The sequence below is a fragment of the Nitrosopumilaceae archaeon genome (assembly GCA_035631875.1).
GTDB lineage: Archaea > Thermoproteota > Nitrososphaeria > Nitrososphaerales > Nitrosopumilaceae > TA-20.
The window spans coordinates 112,758-137,473 of record DASQHX010000013.1 but is presented as its reverse complement, the minus strand read 5'-3'; the positions used below and the strand labels follow the sequence as shown (position 1 = coordinate 137,473).

Here is a 24,716-nt window from a genome sequence, read left to right as displayed (position 1 = left end):
AACAGTCAAGTGAGATTACCGAAACCAAGTTAACATGTAGTAAGTTTCTGTGTTGGTATATGATACACGAACAATCTATTTTAGAATCTCTGGCGGTTTTTCAAAGACCTGCTTGTATGTTCGTGGCTTGCCATCTTTGAACACTTCCTTTGAGCAGTACTGCATAGAAAAGGCTGCCATCTGTTCAAGTATTGGTTTTAGTGCTTTTCCTTTTTTTGTTATGGTATACTCAATTTTTACTGGTGTTCCAGGAAAAACACTTCTTTCTATTATTCCATTTTTTTCCATTTCACGCAATCTTGCAGAAAGTGTTTTTGGGTTTATTCCTTCAATTGAATCCAGGAATTCGTTAAATCTGCTCTGATCAAGCTGTGTCATATTACGTAAAATATGTACAGTAAATTTTTTTCCAATTATTTTAAAAGTATTATCAATTGGGCAGGCTTTCATACTATCTAGCAATACCTTGCATTCTTCTTCTTTCAACTTACCATATCCTCACTTGATTTCATTATTATCACTTTCCAATTTATATACTTACCTTTGTATAGTTAGTATAGAAAATAGAGGTGATAAAAAGATAGAAAACCAAACACAAAACAAAGATAATACAAAAGAGATCTCATCAAGTCAATGGGAAGACGAGATAATAAAATCCAAGATTCCTGTCTTTGTTGATTTCTGGGCACCATGGTGTGGACCATGCAGAGCAGTAGCTCCAATAGTTGAAGATATTGCAAGGGAATATTCAGGTAAGGTAAGTTTTGTCAAGGTAAACGTAGACCAAAACAATGAGCTTGCCTCAAAGTATAATGTCTTTAGCATACCTACCTTAGCTGTATTTAGCAATGGAAGTCTTGTTTCACAGCAAGTAGGAGTAAGCTCAAACGTAAAAGCGTCTCTTAAAAACATGATAGAAAATGCCTTAAAGAAAGTTTAGACATTTTATCTATTTTTTATTCTAAAACAATCTTCGCAAATCCAGATCTGTCTACCATCTTGATTTGAATCTGTCAATACAAGATTCCTATGTAATTTGCAGAGCGGACATAGTCCAAAGCTCACAGATTCTTAATGTGTCCTTTTATAATTAAATTTAGTTATGACAATTTGGCTTTTGCAAAGTAAACATGAAATGGTTGGCTGTAGATTACCACCGTATCGTATGTTTTAGTGTCAATTCCATGCAGGTCATAGTTTTGATCACCAATACTACCTTTTAGTTTGCCCAAATCAATTCCAGTAGTAGCATCACCATTAATTGTCATGTAAACATGTAGATCAGGTCCATTTGTTACCTGAAAATTTTCAAACCTAAGAAATGCAATATTTCCAACAGAAATTATTTCAGCTTTGCCTTTTGCATCATGATCTATTCCTACAAACTCGCCCTGTTTTGAAAATACTATACTTTGTGAGGTTGATGAAATCTTTGAAATCATGTTTTGCATGCTTTCAGAAACTGTAGTTGGGAATTTTTTTGCGTCATCCATTATGAGAGAAATTGTTTGCTGTGGCATTTTCTGTACAAGTGCATCTCTTTGCGAATTAGTCATGTTTACAAATTTATCATATGTTAAACCAGTCTGCATTTGATTTAATGCCTGTTGTAGAGGATCACTCATTTTTTGTGAAATTATCTGAGGTCCAAAATAGTATACACCAATTGCAGCTATGACAAGAATTGCTACAATTCCAATTCCCCTTAACACGAATAAATTCAGCAAATGAAACTATTAAGGATTGAAGAATGCTGAAATATCCAATCTTAGATAATTATTATAATGCTACCTAGACTTGATTCCATAAAACCAGCCAGACTAAAGATTGGTCTTACCCAACAAAAACTAGCCTCTCTCACAGGAGTGAGCACCTCAATGATTAATCAAATAGAATCTGGAAGGTGTCAGCCAAGCTATTCTACTGCAAGAAAAATATTCGAAGTATTATGGTCACTTGAAAGCCAATCTTCAATGAAAGCAGGAGATATTTGTAGCAAAGAAATTGCAAAGCTAAGGACTACAGACACACTGCATGATGCAATAAAGAAGATGCAGGATTTTTCAATTAGTCAAATACCAGTCTTTGATGGAACAGAGGTAGTAGGTCTGATAACAGAGGATGGTCTTGTTAAACATTTGTTAGATAGTGATGAAAGTCAGCGCAAGAAGATCAGGCTTTCTGAAGTCATGGAACCAAGACCTCCAATAGTTGATTATGCGATTCCTGTGAAAACCCTAGTTACTCTTATCAGATTTTCAAAATGCATCTTGGTATCAAAGCAAAGCAAGATAATTGGCATAATCACTGCATCTGACACTCTAAAATTAATGGAATAATTAATTTTAGCAAAATAAAATTCATAAACTAAATTCTACATAGTTTACAACATGTTTTTCCAAGTAGGTTTTTGATTTCCAACTTTGGCAGACGGGGCTTTTATAATTTAAAAGGTGTATAAAATTGGAGTAAAAGTATCTGTGTCTATAAAGAAATTGAACATATTGTTGATCGTGGTGTAAGTAACTTGAGCTCAAATAATTCAAATAAATTGCAAAAAGACAAAATCATTGTTAATCAAATGTGGTCACTAATTGAAGAAAAATTATCTCCTATCAACAGCGTACCAGATAAAACAAATATGAGCGATGAACAAGTTTTCAATCTATATTCCATCATAATAGAAGCAGATGAGATGTTTAGAATGCTTGCACAAATAGCTGAATTAAAGAAAGCAATTGATGGATTAATTAAAAAATAAATCCAGTTATTCTATAAAGCAAATTATCTATACTCACTTTGAGTGAGAACAAAGTTCTGCTAAAACTCCATGCAGTGATTTTGGATGTATGAAAGTAACCTTAGTACCTCTTGAACCAGGCCTTATTTCTCCAAGAAATCTCACTCCACATCCTTTCATCCGGGTTACTTCACCTTCAATGCCATCTGTTTCAAATGCGATATGATGTAGACCCTCACCCCTACTTGTGAGAAATTTCTTAATAGGACTGTCTTCTCGTGTTGGTTCCATCAGTTCAATTCTAGAATCTTTTAGATGTAAAATTGCAACTCTGACACCTTCTGTCTCTACAGTTTCAAATTCAACTTCTTTTATTCCTAATGCTTGTTGGTATTCTTTTGCAGCTTCATCTACATTATTTACTGCAATTGCAACATGGTCTATTTTCATCTTAGAAGGTTTCCTTTGGTTGATAGATTCCAAAAACTTCTCTAAATGTATTGCTTATTTCTCCTAGTGTCGCATAACTTTTTACAGCATTTATTATATGTGGCATTAAATTATCCTCTGATTCAGAAACACTTTTCATTTTGGAAAGAAGGTTTGCAACTTTTTTGTTATCTCTAATGCTTCTCAATTCCTTAAGAGTCTTGGTTTGTTTTACTTCAATGCTGTTATCAATTCTTAGCAGATCTTGTTTTGCTTCTACTGCGTCTGCAAATTTATTAACGCCAACAATAATTCTTTCGCCTTTGTCAATTTCTTGTTTTAAGCGATATGCATTTTGTCTAATTTCTGATTGGAAAAATCCTCGCTCTATTCCTACAAGAGACCCTCCCATTCTATCAATTTTTTTCAAATACTTGTTTACTTCATCCTCAATTTGGTCAGTAAGAGATTCAACATAGTAAGATCCTGCTAGTGGATCAACTGTCTTTGTAATTCCGCTCTCATGTGCAACAATTTGTTGAGTTCGTAATGCTATTTTGACAGCTGCCTCTGTAGGAAGTGCAAGAGCCTCATCTTTTGAATTTGTGTGCAAAGATTGTGCGCCACCAAGTACTGCAGCCATTGATTGTATTGCAACACGGACAATATTATTATCTGGTTGTTGTGCTGTTAGTGACTCTCCACTAGTTTGTACGTGAAATCTTAGATGCATTGATTTTGGATCACGTGCATGGAATCTTTCTTTTAGTATTTTTGCATAAATTCTTCTTGCGACTCTGAATTTAGCGACTTCTTCAAGAAACTCGTTTGTACAGCAGAAAAAGAACGAAAGCCTTGGTGCAAAATCGTCTATTTTTAATCCTCTTTGAACACATGTTTCTATGTATTGTATAGCATTTGCAATTGTAAATGCAACTTCTTGTACTGCATTACATCCAGCTTCCCTCATGTGGTATCCAGAAATTGAAATAGGATACCATTGTTGAACTTTTTTTGAGCAATATTCTATCATATCACCAATTAGTCTCATAGATTGGCGTGGGGGATAGATGTAGGTATTTCTTGCAATGTATTCTTTGAGAATATCATTTTGGGTTGTCCCACGTAAGGCAGAGCTTGCAACACCTTGGGATTCCCCTGTAGCGATGTATAGTGAAAGCAAAGTTGACGCTGTTGCGTTAATTGTCATAGATGTACTTACTTTGTCTAGAGGTATCCCTCCAAAACAAGTCATCATGTCTTTAAGCGAGGTTATAGAGACACCAACTTTTCCAACTTCACCCTCTGCGTGAGGATCGTCTGCATCATAGCCAATCTGGGTAGGAAGATCAAATGCCATACTTAATCCAGTTTGACCACGTTCTAGTAAATACTTGAATCTTTGATTTGTCTGATCAGCAGTTCCAAATCCAGTATATTGTCTCATGGTCCATAATCTATCTCGATACATTCCTTTGTGAATAGCTCGCGTGTATGGAAATTTTCCTGGCTGCTCATTCTTGCTTCTTGGTTTTACTTTGGAATCATAAACTGGTTTTACTGGAATGTTAGAATCTGTTTTTACTTGTTTTGGTGTATCAGATTTCTTGTCTTTCATAAAATCACTTGAATAGTTTTGAAATTTTACCTGCAGCTTCGTATGGATCTAGTGCCTTTGATTGTACTTTTTTTAGGTATTTAGTATATTCTTTACTAGAATCAAGCATGGTGCTCACTTTATTTTTAACATTATTTAAAACAATATCCCTAAGCTCTATTTCAAGTCGTGATTGTTCCTGTGTTTTTTTGGTTTTTTTCTTTGATATGACAAGTGCTTCTAGCTTTTTTGCAAATTCTGATATTCCTTTACTTGATTTTGCTGAAGTCAATAATATTGTGGGATTTTTTTCTGACATGCCAATGAAATCCCTAACTGCGTTGAACAACTGATTTGCCCCTGCCAAGTCACTTTTGTTTATCAGATAAATGTCACCAATTTCAGTCAATCCTGCTTTTATTGTCTGTATACTATCACCAGTATTTGGATTAAAAACCACCACTGTAATGTCTGCTATTTTTGAAATATCAATCTCGGTTTGGCCTGCACCAACACTTTCAATTATTATTATATCAAATCCAGCATACTCTAGAACTCTTATGCTGTTTCGTAGCGATGAGGAGATGGCTCCTGTAGCACCTCTTGATGCCATGCTTCTGATATAGGTTCCAGAATCAGTAGAATCAGACATTCTAACTCTATCACCTAGTATGGCACCACCTGTGATGTGACTAGTTGGATCTATTGCAAGAACTGCAGCCTTGTAACCAAGTTTTTTTAATTCAAGAACACTCTTGTCTATTAGAGTACTTTTTCCTGCACCAGCTGGTCCTGTTATTCCTATAGTAATAGATTTTCCAGAATTTTTGAAGATTTTTTTTATTAGTACTTTTGCAGCCTTGTCATCATTTTCAATAATTGAAATGGCCTTGGCGATGGCCCTGCGTTTACCATGTTTTAATTCAGATACAATATCCATGTAGAACTGAAATACGGGTATTACCACAATAAAATCTTCTTGTTTCAAATTAAAAATAAACAGAAATCAATTTTTTGTCAGGGTCTACTGTATATCACTTTTGGGGACGGTTGTCCATATGGAACAATTTCAGTCTTTAAAATTAGCTTCCCAAATTCTTTATTATCTATTAATAAAGTTAGAGGGATAGTTTTCCAACCATATTGTGGAGTGGAAGAAATTGGAACGTCTTCAACAAATGACGAATTATCGTATTTTTTCTGAAACGGTTGGCTTAGACCCTCTATTTCTAAAATGGCAGTGTTAGTTTGATTTGATCTGTCAAGATATGATATCTTGATAACATGACTATCCTCAAAATATATAGCAGAAAATTCAAATGTACTTGCCAAACGTTTCTCATCTATTTTATTTACATTAAAAACATACAGCGATACTAGAATAATTACAATTGGAATTATGATAATGATTTTTTTATTCATATAATTTCAGTGTCTTAGCGTAGGTTTATTTTGCCATATTCTAAAATAAACTTACTTGGTATTAGATGAGCAGTTTCGAAAATTGATGAAAGAGACCATAGAATCAGAATTGGAAGCCATAAGTAAATATCCAAAAGATCCAGCATCCAAGACCTATTGGGAATATGATAACCAATTTGATTTTGAATATGGCTGGCATATTGGCTATCTAGAAGCCATGTTTTTTACCTCATATTTACAAATGCGTAAAAAAGTACCAGATAGAAGCGAAGAGTTGGAAATCAAACAAACCATAGCATCACATTCTAGAGAAATCAAAAAGTTGCTGTCCAAAAGAAAAACCTCAGTATCATAAAATCACTTTTCTGAAAATATTTGAGTGTATTTTTGTCAAATAAAGATTAGAACGTCAAATCGATTACTAAACTTCAGCGTTTACCAACAACCTGAGAGACAGACTATTTTTATTTACAATCAGTAAAAAGGCAAAGCCCCCATTACGAAGAAAAACTCCCGACAACTACCTAATATGGTACGTTATGATTTGTTGGAAATAGTTTCTAAATCTTGAAGTTTGGTATCATCTTTTGTCTTATACCCATATACACTGCTGCTACTGCAACAAAAATAATTACCAAACTAAATGAAAATGGAAATTCTGGAATTGACGGAGGAGTACAACCATTAACAGCAGGACTACCAAAAAAGTTACCGGAAAAAGTTCCGCCACAATAATCCGTAATGGTGCCGTCGTTATAAAATAAATATGAGGTGAAGATTAAACCGTAATTACTAATGGTTATGCCCGAATGGTTTGTGAATGTACCATCATTCTGCACATGTCCATTGTTAATGATGGGACCAAAGTTGTCAAATCCCCCAGATGGGGCATTTTCGATGAAACCAGTATTTATGATCTTACCAGGGTTATTGAAGATATAAAAATTGACAATTGAAAAAATATTATTAATGGTGCCATCGTTACTGATTACACCTAAGATGGTAATGGTGCCAGAGTTATGAATCGTACCACTGGTTGTGATTGTTAATCCTGCACCTGAATCTATTGTCAACGAGTCTCCACTATTTAGAGTCAGTGCACTACCAAGAGTACAAGTTGGAGCGTTCCATGTTCCGCCTATATGTTCACAATCTCCATTTACATTTGTGGGTTTTATCTCGTATGAGATTGAAGCAAATGCACGTGGAACAGGATCCATCATAACATACTTGGCAAAGGCTGATGGCAGGTTTGCAAGTTTGAATGAATTTAGGTTCTCATTTGTAAGTTGTATCGTGCCAACATTTGAGGGTACCATCATTGAAGCAATAACAAGTATCGCGAATAAAGGCAATAAACGAATTTTTTCTATCTAACTCAACCCCGTATCATGGAGTGTGATTTTCATTTATTTAAAAATGATCTTCCATTATTGGAAGTAAATTGAGTTTTATTAAAATTGTCGTTCAATTTAGAATATATTTTGAGTTCCTAATTCCTTGTATTTTTGGTTTTACGTCAAATCTCATTTTTCTCAAAATAATTCCATGAAATTGGCAGATAATCTTCTAGATTTTATCAGGGTCAAACTCTGGAAAAGAAAAAGGGATTGAATAAAGATTTTAAAACCCAGATGTATCCTCAAAATTGTGGTACAAAAGACAACTACTAGAAGAATCAGAATACTTGTTGCCAAATTAGGACTAGATGGTCATGACAGAGGAGCACTAGTTTTATGTCGTGCCTTTAGAGATTCAGGAATGGAGGTAATTTATTCTGGTCTTTTTGCGACTCCTGAAAGAATTGCCAAAATTGTTGAAGATGAGGATGTTGATGTAGTAGCCCTTAGCCTTCTAAACGGTGCACATCTTACATTGTTTCCAAGAGTAGTCAAAGCACTACAAGAAAAAGGAATCAAGGATGTTCTTGTAATTGGCGGCGGAGTCATACCAGAAGATGACAAACCAGATCTTGTAAAAGCTGGAGTTTTAGGAAACTTTGGTCCTGGTACACCACTTTCTACTGTAACAGATTATATCAATTCTGGCGTTGCAAAGCTAAGAAAAATTTAGTTATTCTGTTGAATCAGGCCACATCATCTGACGCATTTTCTTGCCCACTTGTTCTATTTGGTGAGCATCTATTTGCTTCATGTATCTGTCAAATGAATTTTTGCCATTTTTCTGATAATCACTTATCCATTCTTGATTGAATGTTCCATCTTGTATCATTTTGAGAACTTTTTTCATGTTTTCTTTTACATCCTTATTCATTACCATAGGCCCTCTTGTCAAACCACCATATCTTGCAGTCTCACTTACTCTTCGCCACATTCCGTTGATTCCATATCTTTGGATAAGATCAACAATAAGTTTCAATTCATGCAGAACTTCAAAGTATGCAATTTCTGGCTGATAACCTGCCTCAACTAGAATTTCAAAAGCATTCATTACCATTGATGCGCATCCTCCACAAAGATCAGCTTGTTCACCAAACCAATCTGTTTCTACCTCTTCTTGGAATGTTGTTTCTATTATTCCTGCCCTTGTGCTACCGATTCCTTTTGCTAATGCCAAAGTTCTGTCCCAAGCCATTTTAGTATAATCTTGATAAACTGCAACTATAGACGGCGTACCAAATCCTTCAAGATAGGTCTCTCTAACTTTGGAGCCAGGACCTTTTGGTGCAACCATAATTATATCAACATCTCCTGGTGCCTTTATCCACTCCCAATGAATCGCGGCTCCATGTGAAAATGACAGTGCATTTCCTACGTTCAGATTAGGTTCAATTTGTTCTCGAAAGATTTTGGCTTGAATCATGTCAGGAATTAATACGTGTACAATGTCAGCCTTTTCACATGCTTTTGGAATAGACAATACTTCGTGACCATCATTTTTTGCCTTTTTCCAGCTAGAGCCACCTTCTTGTAATCCAACTATAACATTTAGACCAGAATCTTTTAGGTTGTTTGCTTGCGCATGTCCTTGAATGCCATAGCCAATTATTGCAATGATTTGGTTCTTTATGGGATCTAAACTTACATCTGCATCTTTCCAAGTTTTTGCCATTTCCTGACGGTTGAATTATTGCAAATATAATCGTACAAATCTAATACAATAATGTAAGATAGTAAAAAGTGAAAAGGAACTGATTCCTGTAATGTAAATACCTCCATGTAAAACATATGGAAGTTGGACAATAACTGTAAAACTTGTGGACATTCAAGAGAAGATCACAAAGGAACTGCAACCATATGTATAAAACAGGTAGGAAAAGATTCTAATCAAATTTGTGATTGTTGTTGGTTCGATGACGGTAAGCCACATCAGCTACCAATAAAACCATTTTAAATGAAATGTGTCCAAATACTAGATCCAGAAAAATAGATCATATTATTAGTTCTTTACCACATTTTGTGCATTTAACAACAGTGTCTTTGGCCTCTAATCGATCAAATTTTTTTGAACCACATGCAGGACAGATGGGACAAGACCTTATTTTTTTCATATCTTACAGAGTATTCATTGTTCTCAAATTATAAATCCTACAAAATTGCTAAGAAATAGAGTTTATCAAATAGAAGTCTTTTAGAATATCATGACAAAGATCGCATTTTCATCTGACGAAGAACTAAATTTAGAATATTTGTATAACATAGGCGTATCACATGCAAAACGTGGAAATCCACGTGATGCAATATTTTATTTTGACAAGGTGTTATCTGTTGAACCAGAACACATGAATGCTCTAGTGTACAAAGGAAATGCATTAGGCAAACTTGGAAAATATGATGATTCCATCATATGCTATGACAAAGTTTTAAAAAGTAACTCTAATCACCAAATAGCCTTAATCAACAAAGGTCTAGCACTTCATTACTTAAAAAAATATGATCAAGCAATAACATTTTATGATAAAATTCTAGAAAAAGATCCTCAAAATGCCAGTGTACTTTATCATAAATCTTGCAGTAAGGCACTGCAAAAAAATTCTAAAGAAGCATTAACCATATTAGAACAAGCTATCATGATAGATTCAGAATATGGAATTAAAGCAGCCTGTGACCTTGATTTTGAAAGTTTACGTTCGGATCAAAGATTCAAAGCTTTAACATCTTAGATCAATTCAATAAGAAAAAATAGTGTCATACGAAATGATAATTTATTGAAAATAGGAATTATTGGAACTGGTTTTCTTGGAAAAGCAGTGGCCAAAAGGTTACTTGGTACAGGACACAAAGTAATAGTTTACAATAGGACAGGAGACAAAACAGAATCTCTAAAAAACCTTGGAGCAATTGTTGCAGATACACCTAAGGATCTGGCACAAAGCTGCGATCTTGTCATAACAATTGTAAAAGATTCTGATGCTGTAGAATCTGTCTCATTTGATAAAAATGGCATAATATATGGAAAGCATGAGGGATTAACAGTTGCTGACATGAGTACAATAAACCCAATTTCTTCAAAAAAAATAGCAAAAAAATTTCTAGAAAACGGAATATCAATGATTGATACCCCAGTCATGGGCGGACCAAATCTTGCAGAAAAAGGCGAACTTGTAGTCATGATAGGTGGGAAAAAAGAAATCTATGAAAAATATAAACAGGTTTTTGATCATATTGGAAACAAGACATTCTATTTGGGCGAAAATGGCTCAGGGCATGCAATGAAGCTTGCTATGAATTTGCAGATATCAATGCTGGCCTTGGCGTTATCGGAAGGAATTACATTAACAAAAAGGGCTGGGCTTGATCCTAAACTATTTCTTGATATTTTAAACTCAACTTATTTCAAAACTGGCATGAGCGTATTAAAAGGTCCCAAGATGATAAATGGTAACTTTGAACCTAGCTTTACATTGAAAATGATGAAAAAGGATCTTGATACAATAAACACGACTGCAAAAGAACTTGGTATATCTCTTCCAATGACAACATTGGCAAATGAGATTTATCAAAATGCAATTTCTAATGGTTTGGGCGAACTAGATTATACTGGGATTCTTGCATTCATAGAAAGGATAAGCAAGTTATAAAAATAAAAATCAGTTTTCTTCTGGTGGTTTTATTTTTCTAAAACTCACATAAACACCAATGTCATAAACAATTTTTAATAAACCTCCTACAACAAATGGTGCAGAAAGTGATAACGATTGTATTATTGCACCTGCAAGAGATGGACTAACTGCCTGTGCTATGTTTCTTGAAGTATTAGTAATACCAGCGGCAGCTATTCTTTCATCTTCATTAACTACAGCTACAATGTATGACTGTCTAGCTGGAACGTCCATCTGAGACAAACTCATTCTTGCCAAGTATAATCCAATTGCTAATGGAAATGTAGGAGCAAACGCTAGCAATATCAACAAAATATTAGATGGAATATGGGTAAAGACCATCGTATTTATCAAACCAATCCTAGATGCAATTTTTGTTGCAAACAGAAATGAAAAGGCTGTCAGTGCACCAGCAATAGAGAAGATGTAAGACAGTGTAGTCAAGTCTGCACCAAATTTTGTAAAGAACCAAAATGACACTATGCTTTGAATTACAAAGCCTCCTGCAAAGGAATCCACTGCAAAAAGCGATGACAGTTTAGCTACAATGCCCTTGGATTTTGGAGAGATGGTGCGAACTGATGCGGTTTTAGCAATACTTGGATCAAGCTCAATTTTCTTGGATAGGAAAAGGTAGATGCCTATTACAATAATAGCGCATATACTGTAAAAAAGAAAAAGTATTCTAATTGATTCTACTTGATTTAATCCATACAGTTTTTGGATATATTGAGGTAATCCTGAAAGCAAAACTCCTGCAGACATTGCAAACGTGCCAACCATATTATAAATGGCAAAAATTGAGTTTCTTTTTCTATTATCATTAACTGTTTGTGGCAGTATTGCTTGCTCTATGGACAAAAATGCACCAACTTCAGTTCCAGTTACGTTAATTGTTCCAATAAGGGCAGATGCAATTAATGCAACGTAATTATTTGTTACAAGAAAGATTACGCCAGAGATAGCCATCAAAACTGCATAAATAATTAGAATTTTTTTTCTGCCAATCTTGTCAGCGTAAAAACTTGCAAATAGGTTAAAGATCACACTATTTACTAGTGTTGCAGTTAAAACTATTCCAATGAAGATTTCATTAAATCCCATTAATTTCAGGTAAATTGCAAGAATTATACTAAGAAACCCATAGGAAAAAGCTCTTACTATTCTTGCAGTTAGGAGTAACTTGCCATCTTGTGAGACCCAATCAAGAAATTCCATTATGCACCAAGTTTAGCTTTATATTTTTCAATATCAGACATCTCCACTTTTTTGAAAATAGGATATGAGACTCCAATTTTATGATTAGTGGATACTGCCAAGTCTGAGATGGAATTCCATTTTTGTTCGAAGACCTTACCAGTAAGATTAAGTTGCATCCATATTTTCTCCGATGATTCTGGAAGGAATGGAAAAAGTGCGATTGCAATGCTGCGAACTGCGTTTACTGAAAGGTAAATGCAGTTGTTTGTCCCCCTTGCACCTTTCCACGGCTCTTTTTGTTGAAAATATTGGTTAAAGTGGGCAGAAAACTCCAATATCCTTTTGAGTGCCTTATCTAGATTGTTTTGTTCCATCAATATGGTCATATCATTTACTAGGTTTTTGATTTTGTTTTGTGCATCAGTATCAGCAGAATCAAATTCTTCTGTTTGTGGTACTATGCCATTGACACTTTTTTGAGTAAAACCCAATGCACGGTTAACAAAATTACCAAGGTTCCCAATTAGCTCAGAATTTATTCTTGCAGAAAATTCCTCCCAATCAAAATTAAGATCATCTTGACTATGCGGCGTAATCAACGTCAAATAAAATCTCAAATAATCAGCAGGATAAAGACTAAGAAAATCTTTAAGACCGATGTACCAATTTCTGCTCTTTGATATCTTTTTTGCCTGTAACATCAGATGGCCTCTCGTGGGGATATAGTCTGGTAACTTGTATTCTTTTTTTATACCAATTCTCATTGCAGGCAAAAACAGGTAATGATGATACACAATATCTTTACCAATAAAATGATAAATGTCTGCCGAGTTCCAAAATTGTTTTCCGTCTATTCCCTTATCAGTAAGAAATTTCATTGTAGAAGAAATGTATGCAAGATGATTATCAAACCAGCCATAAAACACCTTACCTTCTGCCTCAGGAAGCGGAATTGGTACCCCCCAGTGTATGTCACGTGTAATGTCCCAGTCTGCAAGTCCATCTTTAATCCAATTTTGAACGTATTTTTTGACGTCTTTTTGAAGATAGGAATCTTCTTCTAGCCATTGATTTAGTTCTTTTACAAAATTTGTCAGCTTGAAAAAATAATGCTTTGTTTTTTCTTTGGTTGGCTGGTTTTTACATATTGAACAACGTGGATTTTCTATCTCTTCTGGAACTCTACCACATTTTTCGCAAAGATCAGAATATTGATCATCCGCTTTACAATATGGACATGTTCCAATCACATATCTATCTGGCAGGAATTTTTTATCGAATTTACAATAAAACTGGATGATTTCTTTTTCATAGATGTGCCCATTTGCAAGTAGTTTTTTAAAGACATCCTGAACAAACACTACATTCTCAGGTGAGCTTGTCCTGTAAAAAAAATCAAAATTTATTCCAAGTGAAGTGAAATCTTCATAATCACGCTTGTTCCAGAACTTGACATATTCCTGAGGATCTTTTTGTTCTTTTTCTGACTGAATTAGAATTGGAGTACCATAATCATCTGATGCACAGATATAGTAAGCTTCAACTCCCTTGAGTTTTAGAAATCGTGTTGTAATATCGGCAGGTAGATACGTAGAGGCAACATGCCCAAGATGAATCTCTCCATTTGCATATGGGAGTGCACTAGTAATGATTGCCCTATTGTTCATTAGGTGTGTAAAGTGTGAGGCGAATTTAAGCTATCCCCAACTCTTGGCATATTTTATCTGAGCTGGTGTTGGCTTGTCAGTTTTGACATCCATTGCATTTAGAGCATCGATTGCAATTTGCGTATCTATCTCCTGTGGAACAGTTATCACTCTCTTTCCAATTTTTTTATGATTTTTTGCTATGTGTATCATAGAAAGAAGTTGATTTGAAAATGATTGTGCCATTACCTCTGGAGGATGTCCTTCTGCTGCAACTAGATTTGCAATCCTGCCTTTTCCTATAAGATAAACACGTTTTCCATTTTTCAAAAGACATTCATCAAGATTGGGTCTAACTTGTTTAACTGATTTTGATCCATGAAGTAAAAAGTGTGCATCCACTTCAACATCAAAGTGACCAACATTTCCAAGCACTGCACCCTCCTTCATTTTTAAAATGTGTTCTTTTCTTATCACTCCAGTTTGCCCTGTTGCAGTGATAAAAATATCACCAATCTTTGCGGCTTCTGCCATTGGAAGCACTTCATAACCATCCATGTGAGCTTCCAAGGCTCTAATTGGGTCTACTTCTGTAACAAAAACTTTGGAGCCCATTCCATTTGCTCTTGATGCTACACCCCTTCCAACCCATCCGTATCCAGCTACAACAACACGTTTTCCTGCAAAAAGTAAATTCATAGATCTAAGATAGCCATCAATTGTGCTTTGACCAGTTCCATATCTATTATCAAACATGTGTTTTGTGTAAGCGTCATTTACTGCAATAACTGGATATCTGAGTTTTTTCTGATTTGCCAATGCTTTTAATCTAATAACACCAGTTGTAGTTTCTTCAGTTCCGCCCATTATTTGTAGAGATGAAAACTTGGATTTCCCATGTACTTTGCTGTGGCAGTCAGAACCATCATCAGTTAGAATTTGAGGTTTGTGACTGAGCATTTGTTCAATACACCAATCATATTCTTCGGTGGTTTGGCCTTCCCAAGCATAAATGTTAATTCCGTTCTCATCAAGAAAAGCTGCAATATCATCTTGTGTAGAAAGTGGATTTGCACCACATACACTTACTTCAGCTCCAAGTTCTTTTGCACCCATAATTAAAACAGAGGTCTCTTTTGTAATATGTAAGCAAATACCAAGTCTAATACCTCGTAATGGTTGTGATCGCTTCAGACGACCAATTGTATTTGTAAGAATCTTCATGTGGTTTTTAGCCCATTCGTATGACGTCTTACCTTGTTCTGCAAGGCTTGGATCCTTTACTTTACCCATATCAAGAAGTCAAATATTAGGACTATAAAATGGTATCATAATAACAATCTAAATATTGATCAAAATTTTGTTTTAAATTAATGGTATGGAAAAAAGTTGCAGAAAAAAATGACATTTCACTAGGAAAAGGCAAGGAATTCTTGGTAGATGGAAAACGAATAGCGATCTTTAACCAAGATGGATTTCATGCACTAGATTCCGTATGTGTTCATCAAGATGGTTCACTTGCACCTGGAAAGTTAGAAGGAGATATTGTTGAATGCCCATTACATTTTTGGCATTATAACATTAAAACCGGAGAATTACAGGATTACATCAAAGGAATCAAACTAAAAACTTACAATGTAGAAGCAAAAAACGATGGCATTTACATTGATGTATGATAAGTTTAATTCCGCAATCTCAGTTTAAAAATTATTGAATCAGAGCATCTTAGAAGAAATTACAAAACAATCCTATGATTCCATACAAAATAAAATTGGGAAATTTCTTGTAGAAGAAGTATCCCAAAGGCAAGCATTTGGACTAGTTTTTGGATTAAGCGGCGGAATAGATTCAGCTGTTATAGCAGTATTGTGTTCAAAATTTCTCAAAGACAAATCACTTGCACTAATAATGCCAGATTCAAAGGCCACACCTAAAATCGATACAGAGGACGCAATAAAACTTGTAGACAAGTTAGGTATAGAGTACAAGTTAATTGATATTGGTTTTATCAATAAAGAATATTCAAAGTACCTAGAACCAAATCCATTCTCGTTTGGAAATCTCAGTGCTAGAATTAGAGCAAACATTTTGTATTATTATGCAAATGCTAGAAAATATCTTGTACTAGGGTCTAGTGATAAAAGTGAGTTTCTCATAGGATATTTTACAAAATTTGGTGATGGTGCGTCTGATTTGTTACCTATTGCATCACTTTACAAAACTCAGATCAGACAATTTGCAAAATTTCTTGGAATTTCTGATTCCATAATATCAAAGAAAAGCAGCCCTGGCCTTTGGGAGGGACATGTTGCAGAAGCTGAAATCGGTCTAAATTATGATGAGATAGATGCAATTCTTTATTGTTTATTTGATAAAAAATTTTCAATTCAAGAGACAGTTAACCTTACTGGCATTGATAATTTAGCTGTTGATAAAATCTACAAAATGTACAAAAATAACGAACACAAGAGAATAACACCAAAGATTTGTCAGATATAAAATAAAGTGATTAATTTGAAAATTTTTGATACCCTGACAGCAAAAGAAGAAGATCTTGACACATCAGGAATTGTTAGAATTTATGTTTGTGGTGTGACCGTGTATGATGAAAGTCATATAGGTCATGCAAGAACCATCATAGTGTTTGACACACTAAGAAGATTCCTAGAATCAGATGGATTCAAAGTCAAATTCATACAAAATTTTACTGATGTGGATGATAAAATAATAAATCGTGCAAAACAAGAAAACATTCCACCATTAGAACTTAGTTCAAAGTTCATTACACGTTATTTTGAGGATTTTGATAGACTAAATATCAAAAGGGCAGACAATTATCCAAAAGCGACAGACCACATACAAGAAATGATAGATTTAATCAAGAGTCTCATAGAGAAAAATTTTGCATATGTATCAAAGAACGGAGTATATTTTTCCGTATCAAAGTTCAAAGAATACGGAAAGCTTTCAAAAAAGAAGATAGAAGATCTGGTGTCAGGAGCAAGAATTGAAGTTGATGAAACAAAAAATGACCCTCTAGATTTTGCGTTGTGGAAGTTTGCAAGTGATCAGCCAAACTGGCAAAGTCCATGGGGAGATGGAAGACCTGGCTGGCACATAGAATGCTCTGCGATGAGTCTCAAATATCTGGGCGAGAATTTTGAAATCCATGGTGGAGGAAGAGATCTCATTTTCCCTCATCATGAAAATGAGATTGCACAGTCTGAATCGTATACTGGAAAAAATTTTGCTAAAATCTGGATGCATGCTGGCATGGTAACAATAAACAGTGAAAAAATGTCAAAATCACTAGGCAATACTAAATCAATTGAACATGTCTTGAAAAACTGGGGGCCAAACATAATTAGGTTATTTTGTCTTTCAGGACATTATTCCAAACCAATCGATTATTCAGAAGATGCCCTTAAAGAGACCATAATAAAATGGCGTCAGGTTGAAAACTGCTATGCCGAATTGAATTCACCAGAGAAAGACGAATTGGTTAGACCGTTTGATGATTTAAATAAACAATGGGTAATGGTTGCTGATAGTTATAAAAAAGAGTTTAAAACAGCATTAAATTCTGATTTCAATACGTCTCTAGCCCTTAATGTATTTTTTAGATTTGTAAAGGATGTAAACAACTTTGTTGCATCAGAAAAAAATATACCTCAATCATTTTCAAATATTATCATACCAGAATTTGAGAAAATGCTAGAAATCCTGGGGTTAAAAATATCAAAAATTTCAGATGAAGAAAAAAATATCATAAATGAACTTATCGTAAAACGTAATAAATACAGAGATGAAAAACAATACCAAAAAGCTGACGAGATCAGAAAGCAAATATCTGATATGGGCATAGTGTTAATTGATCATAAGACCAGAACTCTTTTGTTAAAACAAGAAAAAATAGGTGTAGAAAGTTAGGATTTTTTTGTCATTGCACTAACAAGAGATACTACATCCCTGTCACGCAACTGATAACCAGTAGGCAATCTCACTCCATATCTTACATCTTTTGCATACAACAGTCCCTTTGTTAAGTCAGAATGTATCTCCTTTGCCAAATCCTCCACTGTGGATCCATCTTTCATTAAGATAAGATCTGGTAGCACTCTTCCCTTTTTGTCGGATAGTTTTTCAGCATTTGCCACAGGGTATATTGAATTCATTTTTAACAACTTGAAGACAGTCACGTTAATTGCAAACTGAACACCTGTTCGCATGTATTCACCTAGTATACCTTGCGTTATGAAATTCAATGCTTCTAGCTGTTTTTCATTTAATTCATTTTTGTGCAGAATTTCAAACTGCTCTGAGCCTGGCACATATTTTATGAGGCCTTTCTGTTCTGCCCTTCGTAAAGAAAGCTCGCTATCTGCACTTGCAGGAATAATTATCGTGTCAACATATTTTTCTCGTAATCTATCAAAGTTTTTGTCTGCACCTGGCAAATCAATCTTGTTTGCAACTATCAAAGTTGGTTTAGAGATATGACGCAAGCGCGCAGAAAATTTTTTACTATCATGCATATCAAAATTATCAAAATCTTTGTTTTCTAGACCAGTTATCTTTAATGCCTCTTTTACATGATTTTCTTTTACTCCAATTCCTCGAAATACATCTGCCAAAGCAGTCAATGGTTCTGTTTCTGAATGAATTAGTTTTGAGATTTTATCTCTGTTACCTTCAAGAAGTTTAAGGTACCACATTATCAATTCTTCTTCAATGTCTGAAACATCTGCAATAGGATCACCATTTCCTACATCAGTGATCTTTCCAGATGCATCCACACTTCCTGAGACATCAACAACATGCAATAATGCGTCAGATTGAGTTGCGACTGAGAGGAATTGATTACCTAATCCTTTTCCAGCCCAAGCATCTTTTATCAAGCCTGGAAGATCGATTAATTCAATAGGAATAAAGCGCCAACCATCCATACATTTTGAATTTTGTGGTTGGTCTTGAACATTAAATTCAGTATGAACACATGGAGTTATTGCATTACCCATGGCTCTTTCTGGTTTTTTTGTTGTGAAAGGATAGGTAGAGATTTCAGAATGGGAAAGAGTTGCAGCGTTAAAAAATGTAGTCTTACCGGTATTGGTTTTACCAATAAGGCCAATTCGAATTGGCATTGATTTGATCACAGAAATTTGAATATTTATCTCTGCCGAAGAAACCCCAAGTTAGAAAATATTTATTTTTCTTCAAGTTTTCTAGCAGTATTCTTAATTTCATCTGTATTCCATGAAATTTCATCAAGTTCTTCCTTTGTTAAATTATCATTCCATTTTTCAAGCACAATTTTCAAAATCTGTGATGAATTGAATATCAAACTCCAATACGGATGATGTTCTGCAGTAGTATAAGCAAGTTCAGAAATTCCTTCCAATCCTGTCTTGGCAAGTACTAGAGAATCAGTTTTTTCACCATATATTCTTATTATGTTTGCTTCCAAGTCTGGTTGAATCTTTAATAGTAAATCTTTTTCTTCAAATGATTTTGCCAATTTAACAAGAGATTCATAAAATTCAGTAAAAGGAATTTCAGACATGTCTTAAAAGAGTCGCTGATGTTCTGCTAACATGCATCTATTAAAAATTACTTCAATGTCAGCTTTTTGTGCTAGAGATTCAGCTTCAATGTTGTGTATTCCTTCTTGCAACCATATTACTTTTGGCTTTAGTTTTATTGCCTCATTAATTACTGGCATAACTTGTTCTGATGGTCTAAACACATCAACAATGTCAACACGTTCAGGTATGTCAGAAAGTTCATGGTAACACTTTTTACCCAAAATTTCATCCGCAGTGGGATTTACTGGAATTATGTTGTATCCTTTTTCAGCAAGATATTTTGGTACATAATGCGCAGCTTTTTCAGGATTTTTCGACATTCCAACCACAGCTATATTTTTTAGTTCATAGAATTTTTTTATCTGTTCATCAGTATGAGCGTCTTTTTCCACACCAAACTTACAATTAATTGGTTTAATATCTTGTCGAAGAATTACTTGACAAGCAAATATCAACTAGAGAATATGAAAAGTTACCTTATACGAATCTCATGAATAAAAATAAAAGAGGTTTCTTTAACTACAGCTAAGATCAGCCATTACTTTTGCTATTACAGTGGATGAAATCCCTGCAGTAGTAAGAGTTGCTTTTACACTATCACAAACAGACATTGCTGGCATTGTTGTTGAAGTGCCGTTCATTGGAGGCATGGTTGTTGGCGTAGTTGGTGTTGTTGGTGTGCTAGGTGTTGTAGAACCAGTCTTACCTTTCATCTGTGCTTCAGCAAGAGCCTGTTGCATTTTGTCATACTCGCCTGGTGCGCAAATATGATCGCCACAAATTCTTGGACCTCCAGGATAGAGTGCCGTATAGTGGTTATCATTGAAGCTACTTCGGCTTGTAAGAGCACTTGCGGCAGGAATTGTAACTGCTGCAATTGATGTCATAAGTACTGCTGTAACAAACAGTGCTAACATTAACTTAGACGACATTAACCTGACTATTGTCAGGCCATATAAAAGAATTGCGTAACTTTTCGTACTTGATAAATAGTCATTTTCAAAACAAATAGATACTTTTTAAAATGATATTAGATCTAAGAATTACTTTATGGTTGCAAAAATAGGTGCAAAAGCCCCGAATCTTAAAATTTCAAATTGGGTACAAGGGTTGCCAACAAACATCGAAAAGGAGAAAGATAACGTAATACTTGTAGAAGTTTTTCAGGTCAATTGTCCAGGTTGTTTTCTGTATGGAATTCCTCAATCTATTGACATTTACAGTAAGTACCGTAAAAAAGGATTGATTGTACTTGGAATGGCAACTGCCTTTGAGGATTATGATAAAAACACATTACAAAACTTGGAGCTTTTGCTTTCTAAAGGAGAAGTGATTGGAGAAACTCTCAAAGCACTTGGGCAATATGGTCATTTGGTGCTTGAGAACAAATTACCTTATAAAATTCCGTTTCCAGTAGGAATGGATTCCCTAATAAAAGAAACAGGAACAATAAATCAAGAAAGAATATCTGGTTTCATTGATGCAAATGTTCCGGATTTTAATGCATATGATGAACATTCCAAAGCAGAGATAATTGAAAAAATCAAACAATATCTAAAAAGTAAAGAATACTCAGCTGAAACTTTTGAAGAATATGCATTAAGGGGAACCCCATCTTCCATCCTCATTGATAAAAAGGGAATACTACGAGATGTGAGCTTTGGCCAGAATGAATTTCTGGAAGAAAAAATCCAGAATTTATTAAAAGAGTAAACAAGAATATAACAATAATTACCCTACCTGCCTTTGGTTTTGTGTGTATACCTCATTTGATAATACATCCCTTGTCAAGATAGTTACTCTACTCAAATCTCATAAATCAGAATACCTATCAGGTCAAGACTTGAGCGATTCTCTAAAGCTAAGTCGTGCTGCAGTTTGGAAACATGTCAAAAAACTGCAATCATTAGGATACAAGATAGACTCAAAACCAAAATCAGGATACAAATTAATCAAAACAACAGATTTGCTTCTGCCTTGGGAAATAAGTGATGGTCTTCAAACAAAATTCATTGGTAAAAGAATTTACTATTTTGATACACTTGACTCTACACAAAATTTTGCAATTGAACTTGCTTCAAAAAAAATTGAGAGTGGAACAATAGTGATTTCAGAAAAACAGACACATGGGAGAGGAAGACTGGATAGGAAATGGGTTTCTCCAAGTGGTGGTATTTGGCTATCATTGATTTTACATCCAGAGTTTGAGATTTCAGTGTCTACGCTATTTCCTCTCATTACTTCACTTGCTCTTGCCATTGCAATTGAAAAAATTTTAAAAATTAAACCAAAATTGAAATGGCCAAACGATGTAACAGTTGGCAATAAAAAAGTTGCAGGCATATTGATTGATGCCTCTATAGAATCTGGTAAAATTGATTATTTGGTACTTGGTATTGGAATTAATTTCAAAATTAATCCTACTGAGATTGAAAAAATGATCAAGCACACAGCCAATTATTATGGTGTTACGACTCTTCTTAAGAAAAATGAAAACATGAATCCTATAAAATTAGTTCAAAGATTTCTTGTAGAACTTGAAAAACTCTATCAAATTTCATTAAAAAATGATCTAAAGAACATCATGCAAGAATGGACAAAACGATCTTCAACAATTGGAAAATCAATTTCTATAAAATTGCCAGATGAAAAGTTGAGTGGAAAAGCACTTAGAATAGATGATGATGGTGCACTTGTCATATCAAGCAAAGATAAAATACGTAGAGTTATTGTAGGCGATATAACTTAAAGAGATGCATTTTATTCATAGATACAATATTTCAAAATTTTTTATAATTACTAGTTCAGAGTATACAGATGAAGATTTGTTGGGCAAACACGAATAATTTTGATGATTCAGATATTGTCATAATAGGAATCCCAGACGAATCAAAATCACATGCACTAAGAAAAGGATCGTCTGAGGCGCCAGACAAGATTCGCGAAATTTCTTGCATCAGGGACACATACACCAGAGGTGACAAGACATCACTAGGATTGCCTATTTTAGGAATAAAAAAGAAAATTTATGATTACGGGAATGTGAAAAAACCCGAAATAGGAAACGTAATAGATAACATAATTTCAAAATCTAAAATTCCAATATCAATAGGTGGTGATCATTCTATTTCTTTAGAAATAATAAAATCAATTTCAAAAAAATTAGGCCCAATTTCTTTGGTTTATTTTGATGCCCATCCTGATTTTATTGGCTCTACTCAAAATTATTATGGTTCGGTCTTTTATGATTCATTATCTTACATTGATCTAAAATCAAGCCTACAGATTGGTATTAGAACCCCAGAACAAGAAGAAATTGAAAATCTAAAAAAATACGATGTCACTGTAATTACTCCTCTAGATATAATAAAAAATGGAATAGTGGAAACAGAAAAAACCATAGCGAATAAGATTGGAAAAAATGTGTATGTATCTTTTGACATGGATGCAATAGATCCAGCTTATGCACCTGGAGTATCAGTTCCAGTTCCAATGGGTCTGCGTAATACTGAAGCCATATATTTGCTCAAATCACTTGCAAAAAGAGCAATTGGTATAGATATAATGGAGGTTTGTCCAAATTATGATGTTAAGGATAGAACGTCACACTTGGCATCAAGAATGATTGCAGAAATCATATCATCAATTTAATCAGAAAAATAATTGCAAAACAGCATATATACTTTTAACTGGGTCATTTCGTAATTTACTAATGTTTTCATATTTTAGTATAAAAGATGCAAATGAGATTCTTCCAGTTGTTATTAAAAAGTTTAAAAATATTCTCAATATGAAAAATGAGGTTTTCAAAATTCAAAGCGAAATGGAAAACAACCCAAAGTACATGTCAAGCTTCAAAGATTATGTAATAAAAAAACAAGAACTTAATTTAGCATTATCCGATTTTTATAAATCCATTGAAGATTTAGAGAAAATGGGTGTGATGATTAAAAGCATAGATGAAGGTCTGCTAGATTTTCCATCACAAAGGTTTGAAGAAGAAGTGTGGCTTTGTTGGAAAGAAGGGGAGACCGAAATCAAATTCTGGCATGGAAAGGACGAAGGATTTATGGGAAGAAAACCACTTAGTATAAGTGACGAGTCTTTAGTGTAAATGCTATCTAGTTGGTTTAGAGTAATCAGAGTAAAGTTTCTTCTTGCCTCAGTGATTGCAGTTTGTCTTGGTCTTGCCATAAATTGGTGGCAACACCAAACCATCGACATCCTATATGGCATCTTAACATTTGTCGGAGTTATGGCGTTGCATGCAAGCGTAGATTTGCTTAATGATTATTGGGATTTCAAGCGTAACATAGATACAAAAACACAAAGAACCAAGTTCAGTGGCGGTACTGGTGTATTACCAGAAGGGTTACTAAAACCAAATGATGTTTACCGAGCTGGAATAATTTTCCTAATCATAGGTTCTGCAGTAGGAGGCTATTTTATTTTTGAAAAAGGAATAACCATTGCAATCATACTTGTATTTGCCATAATTTCCATTTACTTTTATTCCACAAGAATTGTTGATTCTGGATTAGGCGAAATTTTTGTAGCCATAAAGGGTGCCATGATTGTACTTGGTACATTTTTTGTACAAACTTCTCACATTACAGTTGAACCCATACTTGGTGGAATTGTTGTCGGGGTGTTATCCTCACTAGTATTATTTGTCAATTCGTTTCCTGATTTTGATGCTGACAAAGCAGGCGGTAGAAAAACTCTAGTCATAATGCTAGGTAAAAAAAAGGCATCTAATGCAGTATGGGTTTTCCCAATTATTGCATATGGTGTCATAATATTAGGAACAGCTACGCATGTGTTTCCAATTCTTTCACTGATAACCTTGCTTACAATTCCACTATTAATGAAATCAGGATTGAGGTTGAAACAAAATTTTGATGATCTTGATAAAATCGTTCCAGCAATGGGTTTGTTTGTATCATATAGCAGGATTACAGGATTGTTACTTGTCCTAAGTTTTCTTTTTTTGCCAAAATAAACCACATTACAATTAAATCAACCATGAGAAAAG

30 protein-coding genes are annotated in these 24,716 nt (G+C 34.4%); 15 read left to right on the top strand and 15 right to left on the bottom strand.

Features of this window, described 5'->3' with window-relative positions:
- Positions 1 to 75: 75 nt before the first annotated feature.
- The gene (locus tag VEU72_10000; GenBank protein ID HYL67465.1) at positions 76 to 486 is read right to left on the bottom strand and encodes a helix-turn-helix domain-containing protein; all 411 of its coding nucleotides are present in this window, start codon (positions 484 to 486) and stop codon (positions 76 to 78) included.
- Here VEU72_10000 and trxA point away from each other — a divergent pair.
- Positions 467 to 940: a thioredoxin gene (gene trxA / locus VEU72_09995; protein HYL67464.1), complete on the top strand. Its 474-nt coding sequence runs from the start codon at positions 467 to 469 to the stop codon at positions 938 to 940. The genes VEU72_10000 and trxA overlap by 20 nt on opposite strands.
- A gap of 160 nt (positions 941 to 1,100) precedes the next feature.
- On the opposite strand, the gene VEU72_09990 is transcribed toward trxA, so the two are convergent.
- Positions 1,101 to 1,712, bottom strand: coding sequence for a DM13 domain-containing protein (locus VEU72_09990; GenBank protein ID HYL67463.1), 612 nt, complete (start codon positions 1,710 to 1,712; stop codon positions 1,101 to 1,103).
- A gap of 72 nt (positions 1,713 to 1,784) precedes the next feature.
- On the opposite strand from VEU72_09990, the gene VEU72_09985 reads away from it, so the two are divergent.
- Together VEU72_09985 and VEU72_09980 are read left to right on the top strand one after the other, a co-directional pair.
- On the top strand, positions 1,785 to 2,339 hold the full coding sequence (locus tag VEU72_09985) for a CBS domain-containing protein (GenBank protein HYL67462.1): 555 nt from the start codon (positions 1,785 to 1,787) through the stop codon (positions 2,337 to 2,339).
- Positions 2,340 to 2,527: 188 nt separating this feature from the next.
- Positions 2,528 to 2,761 (top strand): hypothetical protein, encoded by a 234-nt coding sequence (locus VEU72_09980; protein HYL67461.1) that lies wholly within the window; start codon positions 2,528 to 2,530, stop codon positions 2,759 to 2,761.
- A gap of 33 nt (positions 2,762 to 2,794) precedes the next feature.
- On the opposite strand, the gene mce is transcribed toward VEU72_09980, so the two are convergent.
- The 4 genes from mce to VEU72_09960 all read right to left on the bottom strand — a co-directional run bounded on the left by mce (position 2,795) and on the right by VEU72_09960 (position 6,188).
- Complete coding sequence (gene mce, locus VEU72_09975; protein HYL67460.1) at positions 2,795 to 3,190, bottom strand: methylmalonyl-CoA epimerase; 396 nt, start codon at positions 3,188 to 3,190, stop codon at positions 2,795 to 2,797.
- Position 3,191: 1 nt separating this feature from the next.
- Positions 3,192 to 4,787 carry a methylmalonyl-CoA mutase family protein gene (locus VEU72_09970; GenBank protein HYL67459.1) on the bottom strand — a complete coding sequence of 532 codons (1,596 nt, stop codon included), beginning with the start codon at positions 4,785 to 4,787 and terminating at the stop codon, positions 3,192 to 3,194.
- A gap of 4 nt (positions 4,788 to 4,791) precedes the next feature.
- On the bottom strand, positions 4,792 to 5,706 hold the full coding sequence (gene meaB, locus VEU72_09965; protein HYL67458.1) for a methylmalonyl Co-A mutase-associated GTPase MeaB: 915 nt from the start codon (positions 5,704 to 5,706) through the stop codon (positions 4,792 to 4,794).
- A gap of 77 nt (positions 5,707 to 5,783) precedes the next feature.
- On the bottom strand, positions 5,784 to 6,188 hold the full coding sequence (locus VEU72_09960; GenBank protein HYL67457.1) for a hypothetical protein: 405 nt from the start codon (positions 6,186 to 6,188) through the stop codon (positions 5,784 to 5,786).
- Positions 6,189 to 6,243: 55 nt separating this feature from the next.
- Here VEU72_09960 and VEU72_09955 point away from each other — a divergent pair, with 55 nt between their 5' ends.
- Positions 6,244 to 6,543 carry a hypothetical protein gene (locus VEU72_09955; protein ID HYL67456.1) on the top strand — a complete coding sequence of 100 codons (300 nt, stop codon included), beginning with the start codon at positions 6,244 to 6,246 and terminating at the stop codon, positions 6,541 to 6,543.
- A gap of 205 nt (positions 6,544 to 6,748) precedes the next feature.
- On the opposite strand, the gene VEU72_09950 is transcribed toward VEU72_09955, so the two are convergent.
- The gene (locus VEU72_09950; protein HYL67455.1) at positions 6,749 to 7,510 is read right to left on the bottom strand and encodes a hypothetical protein; all 762 of its coding nucleotides are present in this window, start codon (positions 7,508 to 7,510) and stop codon (positions 6,749 to 6,751) included.
- A 328-nt stretch (positions 7,511 to 7,838) separates the two neighbouring features.
- On the opposite strand from VEU72_09950, the gene VEU72_09945 reads away from it, so the two are divergent.
- Positions 7,839 to 8,261 (top strand): cobalamin B12-binding domain-containing protein, encoded by a 423-nt coding sequence (locus tag VEU72_09945; GenBank protein HYL67454.1) that lies wholly within the window; start codon positions 7,839 to 7,841, stop codon positions 8,259 to 8,261.
- On the opposite strand, the gene ilvC is transcribed toward VEU72_09945, so the two are convergent.
- Positions 8,262 to 9,260 (bottom strand): ketol-acid reductoisomerase, encoded by a 999-nt coding sequence (gene ilvC / locus VEU72_09940; GenBank protein HYL67453.1) that lies wholly within the window; start codon positions 9,258 to 9,260, stop codon positions 8,262 to 8,264.
- A 529-nt stretch (positions 9,261 to 9,789) separates the two neighbouring features.
- Here ilvC and VEU72_09935 point away from each other — a divergent pair.
- Entirely contained in the window at positions 9,790 to 10,311 is a 522-nt protein-coding gene (locus tag VEU72_09935) for a tetratricopeptide repeat protein (protein ID HYL67452.1), read from the top strand.
- Positions 10,312 to 10,356: 45 nt separating this feature from the next.
- Complete coding sequence (locus VEU72_09930) at positions 10,357 to 11,229, top strand: NAD(P)-dependent oxidoreductase (GenBank protein ID HYL67451.1); 873 nt, start codon at positions 10,357 to 10,359, stop codon at positions 11,227 to 11,229.
- Between the two features lie 9 nt (positions 11,230 to 11,238).
- Here the strand turns inward: VEU72_09930 and VEU72_09925 are convergent, their stop codons facing one another.
- Genes VEU72_09925 through VEU72_09915 form a run of 3 tightly spaced genes read right to left on the bottom strand, consistent with a single transcriptional unit; the run spans position 11,239 to position 15,389 of the window.
- Positions 11,239 to 12,468, bottom strand: a complete 1,230-nt coding sequence (locus VEU72_09925) for an MFS transporter (protein HYL67450.1) — start codon at positions 12,466 to 12,468, stop codon at positions 11,239 to 11,241.
- The gene (metG, locus tag VEU72_09920; GenBank protein HYL67449.1) at positions 12,468 to 14,117 is read right to left on the bottom strand and encodes a methionine--tRNA ligase; all 1,650 of its coding nucleotides are present in this window, start codon (positions 14,115 to 14,117) and stop codon (positions 12,468 to 12,470) included. The genes VEU72_09925 and metG overlap by 1 nt, the downstream gene beginning before the upstream one ends.
- A 30-nt stretch (positions 14,118 to 14,147) precedes the next feature.
- Positions 14,148 to 15,389, bottom strand: a complete 1,242-nt coding sequence (locus VEU72_09915; GenBank protein ID HYL67448.1) for an adenosylhomocysteinase — start codon at positions 15,387 to 15,389, stop codon at positions 14,148 to 14,150.
- A gap of 80 nt (positions 15,390 to 15,469) precedes the next feature.
- Here VEU72_09915 and VEU72_09910 point away from each other — a divergent pair, with 80 nt between their 5' ends.
- The 3 genes from VEU72_09910 to cysS are packed head-to-tail and all read left to right on the top strand — an operon-like array spanning position 15,470 to position 18,026.
- Positions 15,470 to 15,772 carry a Rieske (2Fe-2S) protein gene (locus VEU72_09910; GenBank protein ID HYL67447.1) on the top strand — a complete coding sequence of 101 codons (303 nt, stop codon included), beginning with the start codon at positions 15,470 to 15,472 and terminating at the stop codon, positions 15,770 to 15,772.
- 34 nt (positions 15,773 to 15,806) lie between these two features.
- A complete protein-coding gene (locus tag VEU72_09905) occupies positions 15,807 to 16,595 on the top strand; it encodes an NAD+ synthase (GenBank protein ID HYL67446.1) in 789 nt (262 codons plus the stop codon).
- 15 nt (positions 16,596 to 16,610) lie between these two features.
- Positions 16,611 to 18,026 (top strand): cysteine--tRNA ligase, encoded by a 1,416-nt coding sequence (gene cysS, locus VEU72_09900; protein HYL67445.1) that lies wholly within the window; start codon positions 16,611 to 16,613, stop codon positions 18,024 to 18,026.
- Here cysS and VEU72_09895 read toward each other — a convergent pair.
- The 4 genes from VEU72_09895 to VEU72_09880 form a co-directional block, all read right to left on the bottom strand.
- Positions 18,023 to 19,240: a redox-regulated ATPase YchF gene (locus tag VEU72_09895; GenBank protein HYL67444.1), complete on the bottom strand. Its 1,218-nt coding sequence runs from the start codon at positions 19,238 to 19,240 to the stop codon at positions 18,023 to 18,025. The genes cysS and VEU72_09895 overlap by 4 nt on opposite strands.
- 62 nt (positions 19,241 to 19,302) lie before the next feature.
- Positions 19,303 to 19,659: a hypothetical protein gene (locus tag VEU72_09890; GenBank protein ID HYL67443.1), complete on the bottom strand. Its 357-nt coding sequence runs from the start codon at positions 19,657 to 19,659 to the stop codon at positions 19,303 to 19,305.
- Between the two features lie 3 nt (positions 19,660 to 19,662).
- Positions 19,663 to 20,073, bottom strand: coding sequence for a CoA-binding protein (locus tag VEU72_09885; protein HYL67442.1), 411 nt, complete (start codon positions 20,071 to 20,073; stop codon positions 19,663 to 19,665).
- Positions 20,074 to 20,196: 123 nt separating this feature from the next.
- Positions 20,197 to 20,613: a hypothetical protein gene (locus tag VEU72_09880; protein ID HYL67441.1), complete on the bottom strand. Its 417-nt coding sequence runs from the start codon at positions 20,611 to 20,613 to the stop codon at positions 20,197 to 20,199.
- 118 nt (positions 20,614 to 20,731) lie between these two features.
- On the opposite strand from VEU72_09880, the gene VEU72_09875 reads away from it, so the two are divergent.
- The 5 genes from VEU72_09875 to VEU72_09855 all read left to right on the top strand — a co-directional run bounded on the left by VEU72_09875 (position 20,732) and on the right by VEU72_09855 (position 24,683).
- Positions 20,732 to 21,394 (top strand): TlpA family protein disulfide reductase, encoded by a 663-nt coding sequence (locus tag VEU72_09875; GenBank protein ID HYL67440.1) that lies wholly within the window; start codon positions 20,732 to 20,734, stop codon positions 21,392 to 21,394.
- A gap of 43 nt (positions 21,395 to 21,437) precedes the next feature.
- Entirely contained in the window at positions 21,438 to 22,430 is a 993-nt protein-coding gene (locus VEU72_09870) for a biotin--[acetyl-CoA-carboxylase] ligase (protein ID HYL67439.1), read from the top strand.
- Between the two features lie 68 nt (positions 22,431 to 22,498).
- Positions 22,499 to 23,332, top strand: a complete 834-nt coding sequence (locus tag VEU72_09865) for an arginase family protein (GenBank protein HYL67438.1) — start codon at positions 22,499 to 22,501, stop codon at positions 23,330 to 23,332.
- A 61-nt stretch (positions 23,333 to 23,393) separates the two neighbouring features.
- Positions 23,394 to 23,795 carry a DUF2203 domain-containing protein gene (locus VEU72_09860; protein HYL67437.1) on the top strand — a complete coding sequence of 134 codons (402 nt, stop codon included), beginning with the start codon at positions 23,394 to 23,396 and terminating at the stop codon, positions 23,793 to 23,795.
- The gene (locus tag VEU72_09855) at positions 23,796 to 24,683 is read left to right on the top strand and encodes a prenyltransferase (GenBank protein ID HYL67436.1); all 888 of its coding nucleotides are present in this window, start codon (positions 23,796 to 23,798) and stop codon (positions 24,681 to 24,683) included.
- Positions 24,684 to 24,716 lie beyond the last annotated feature (33 nt).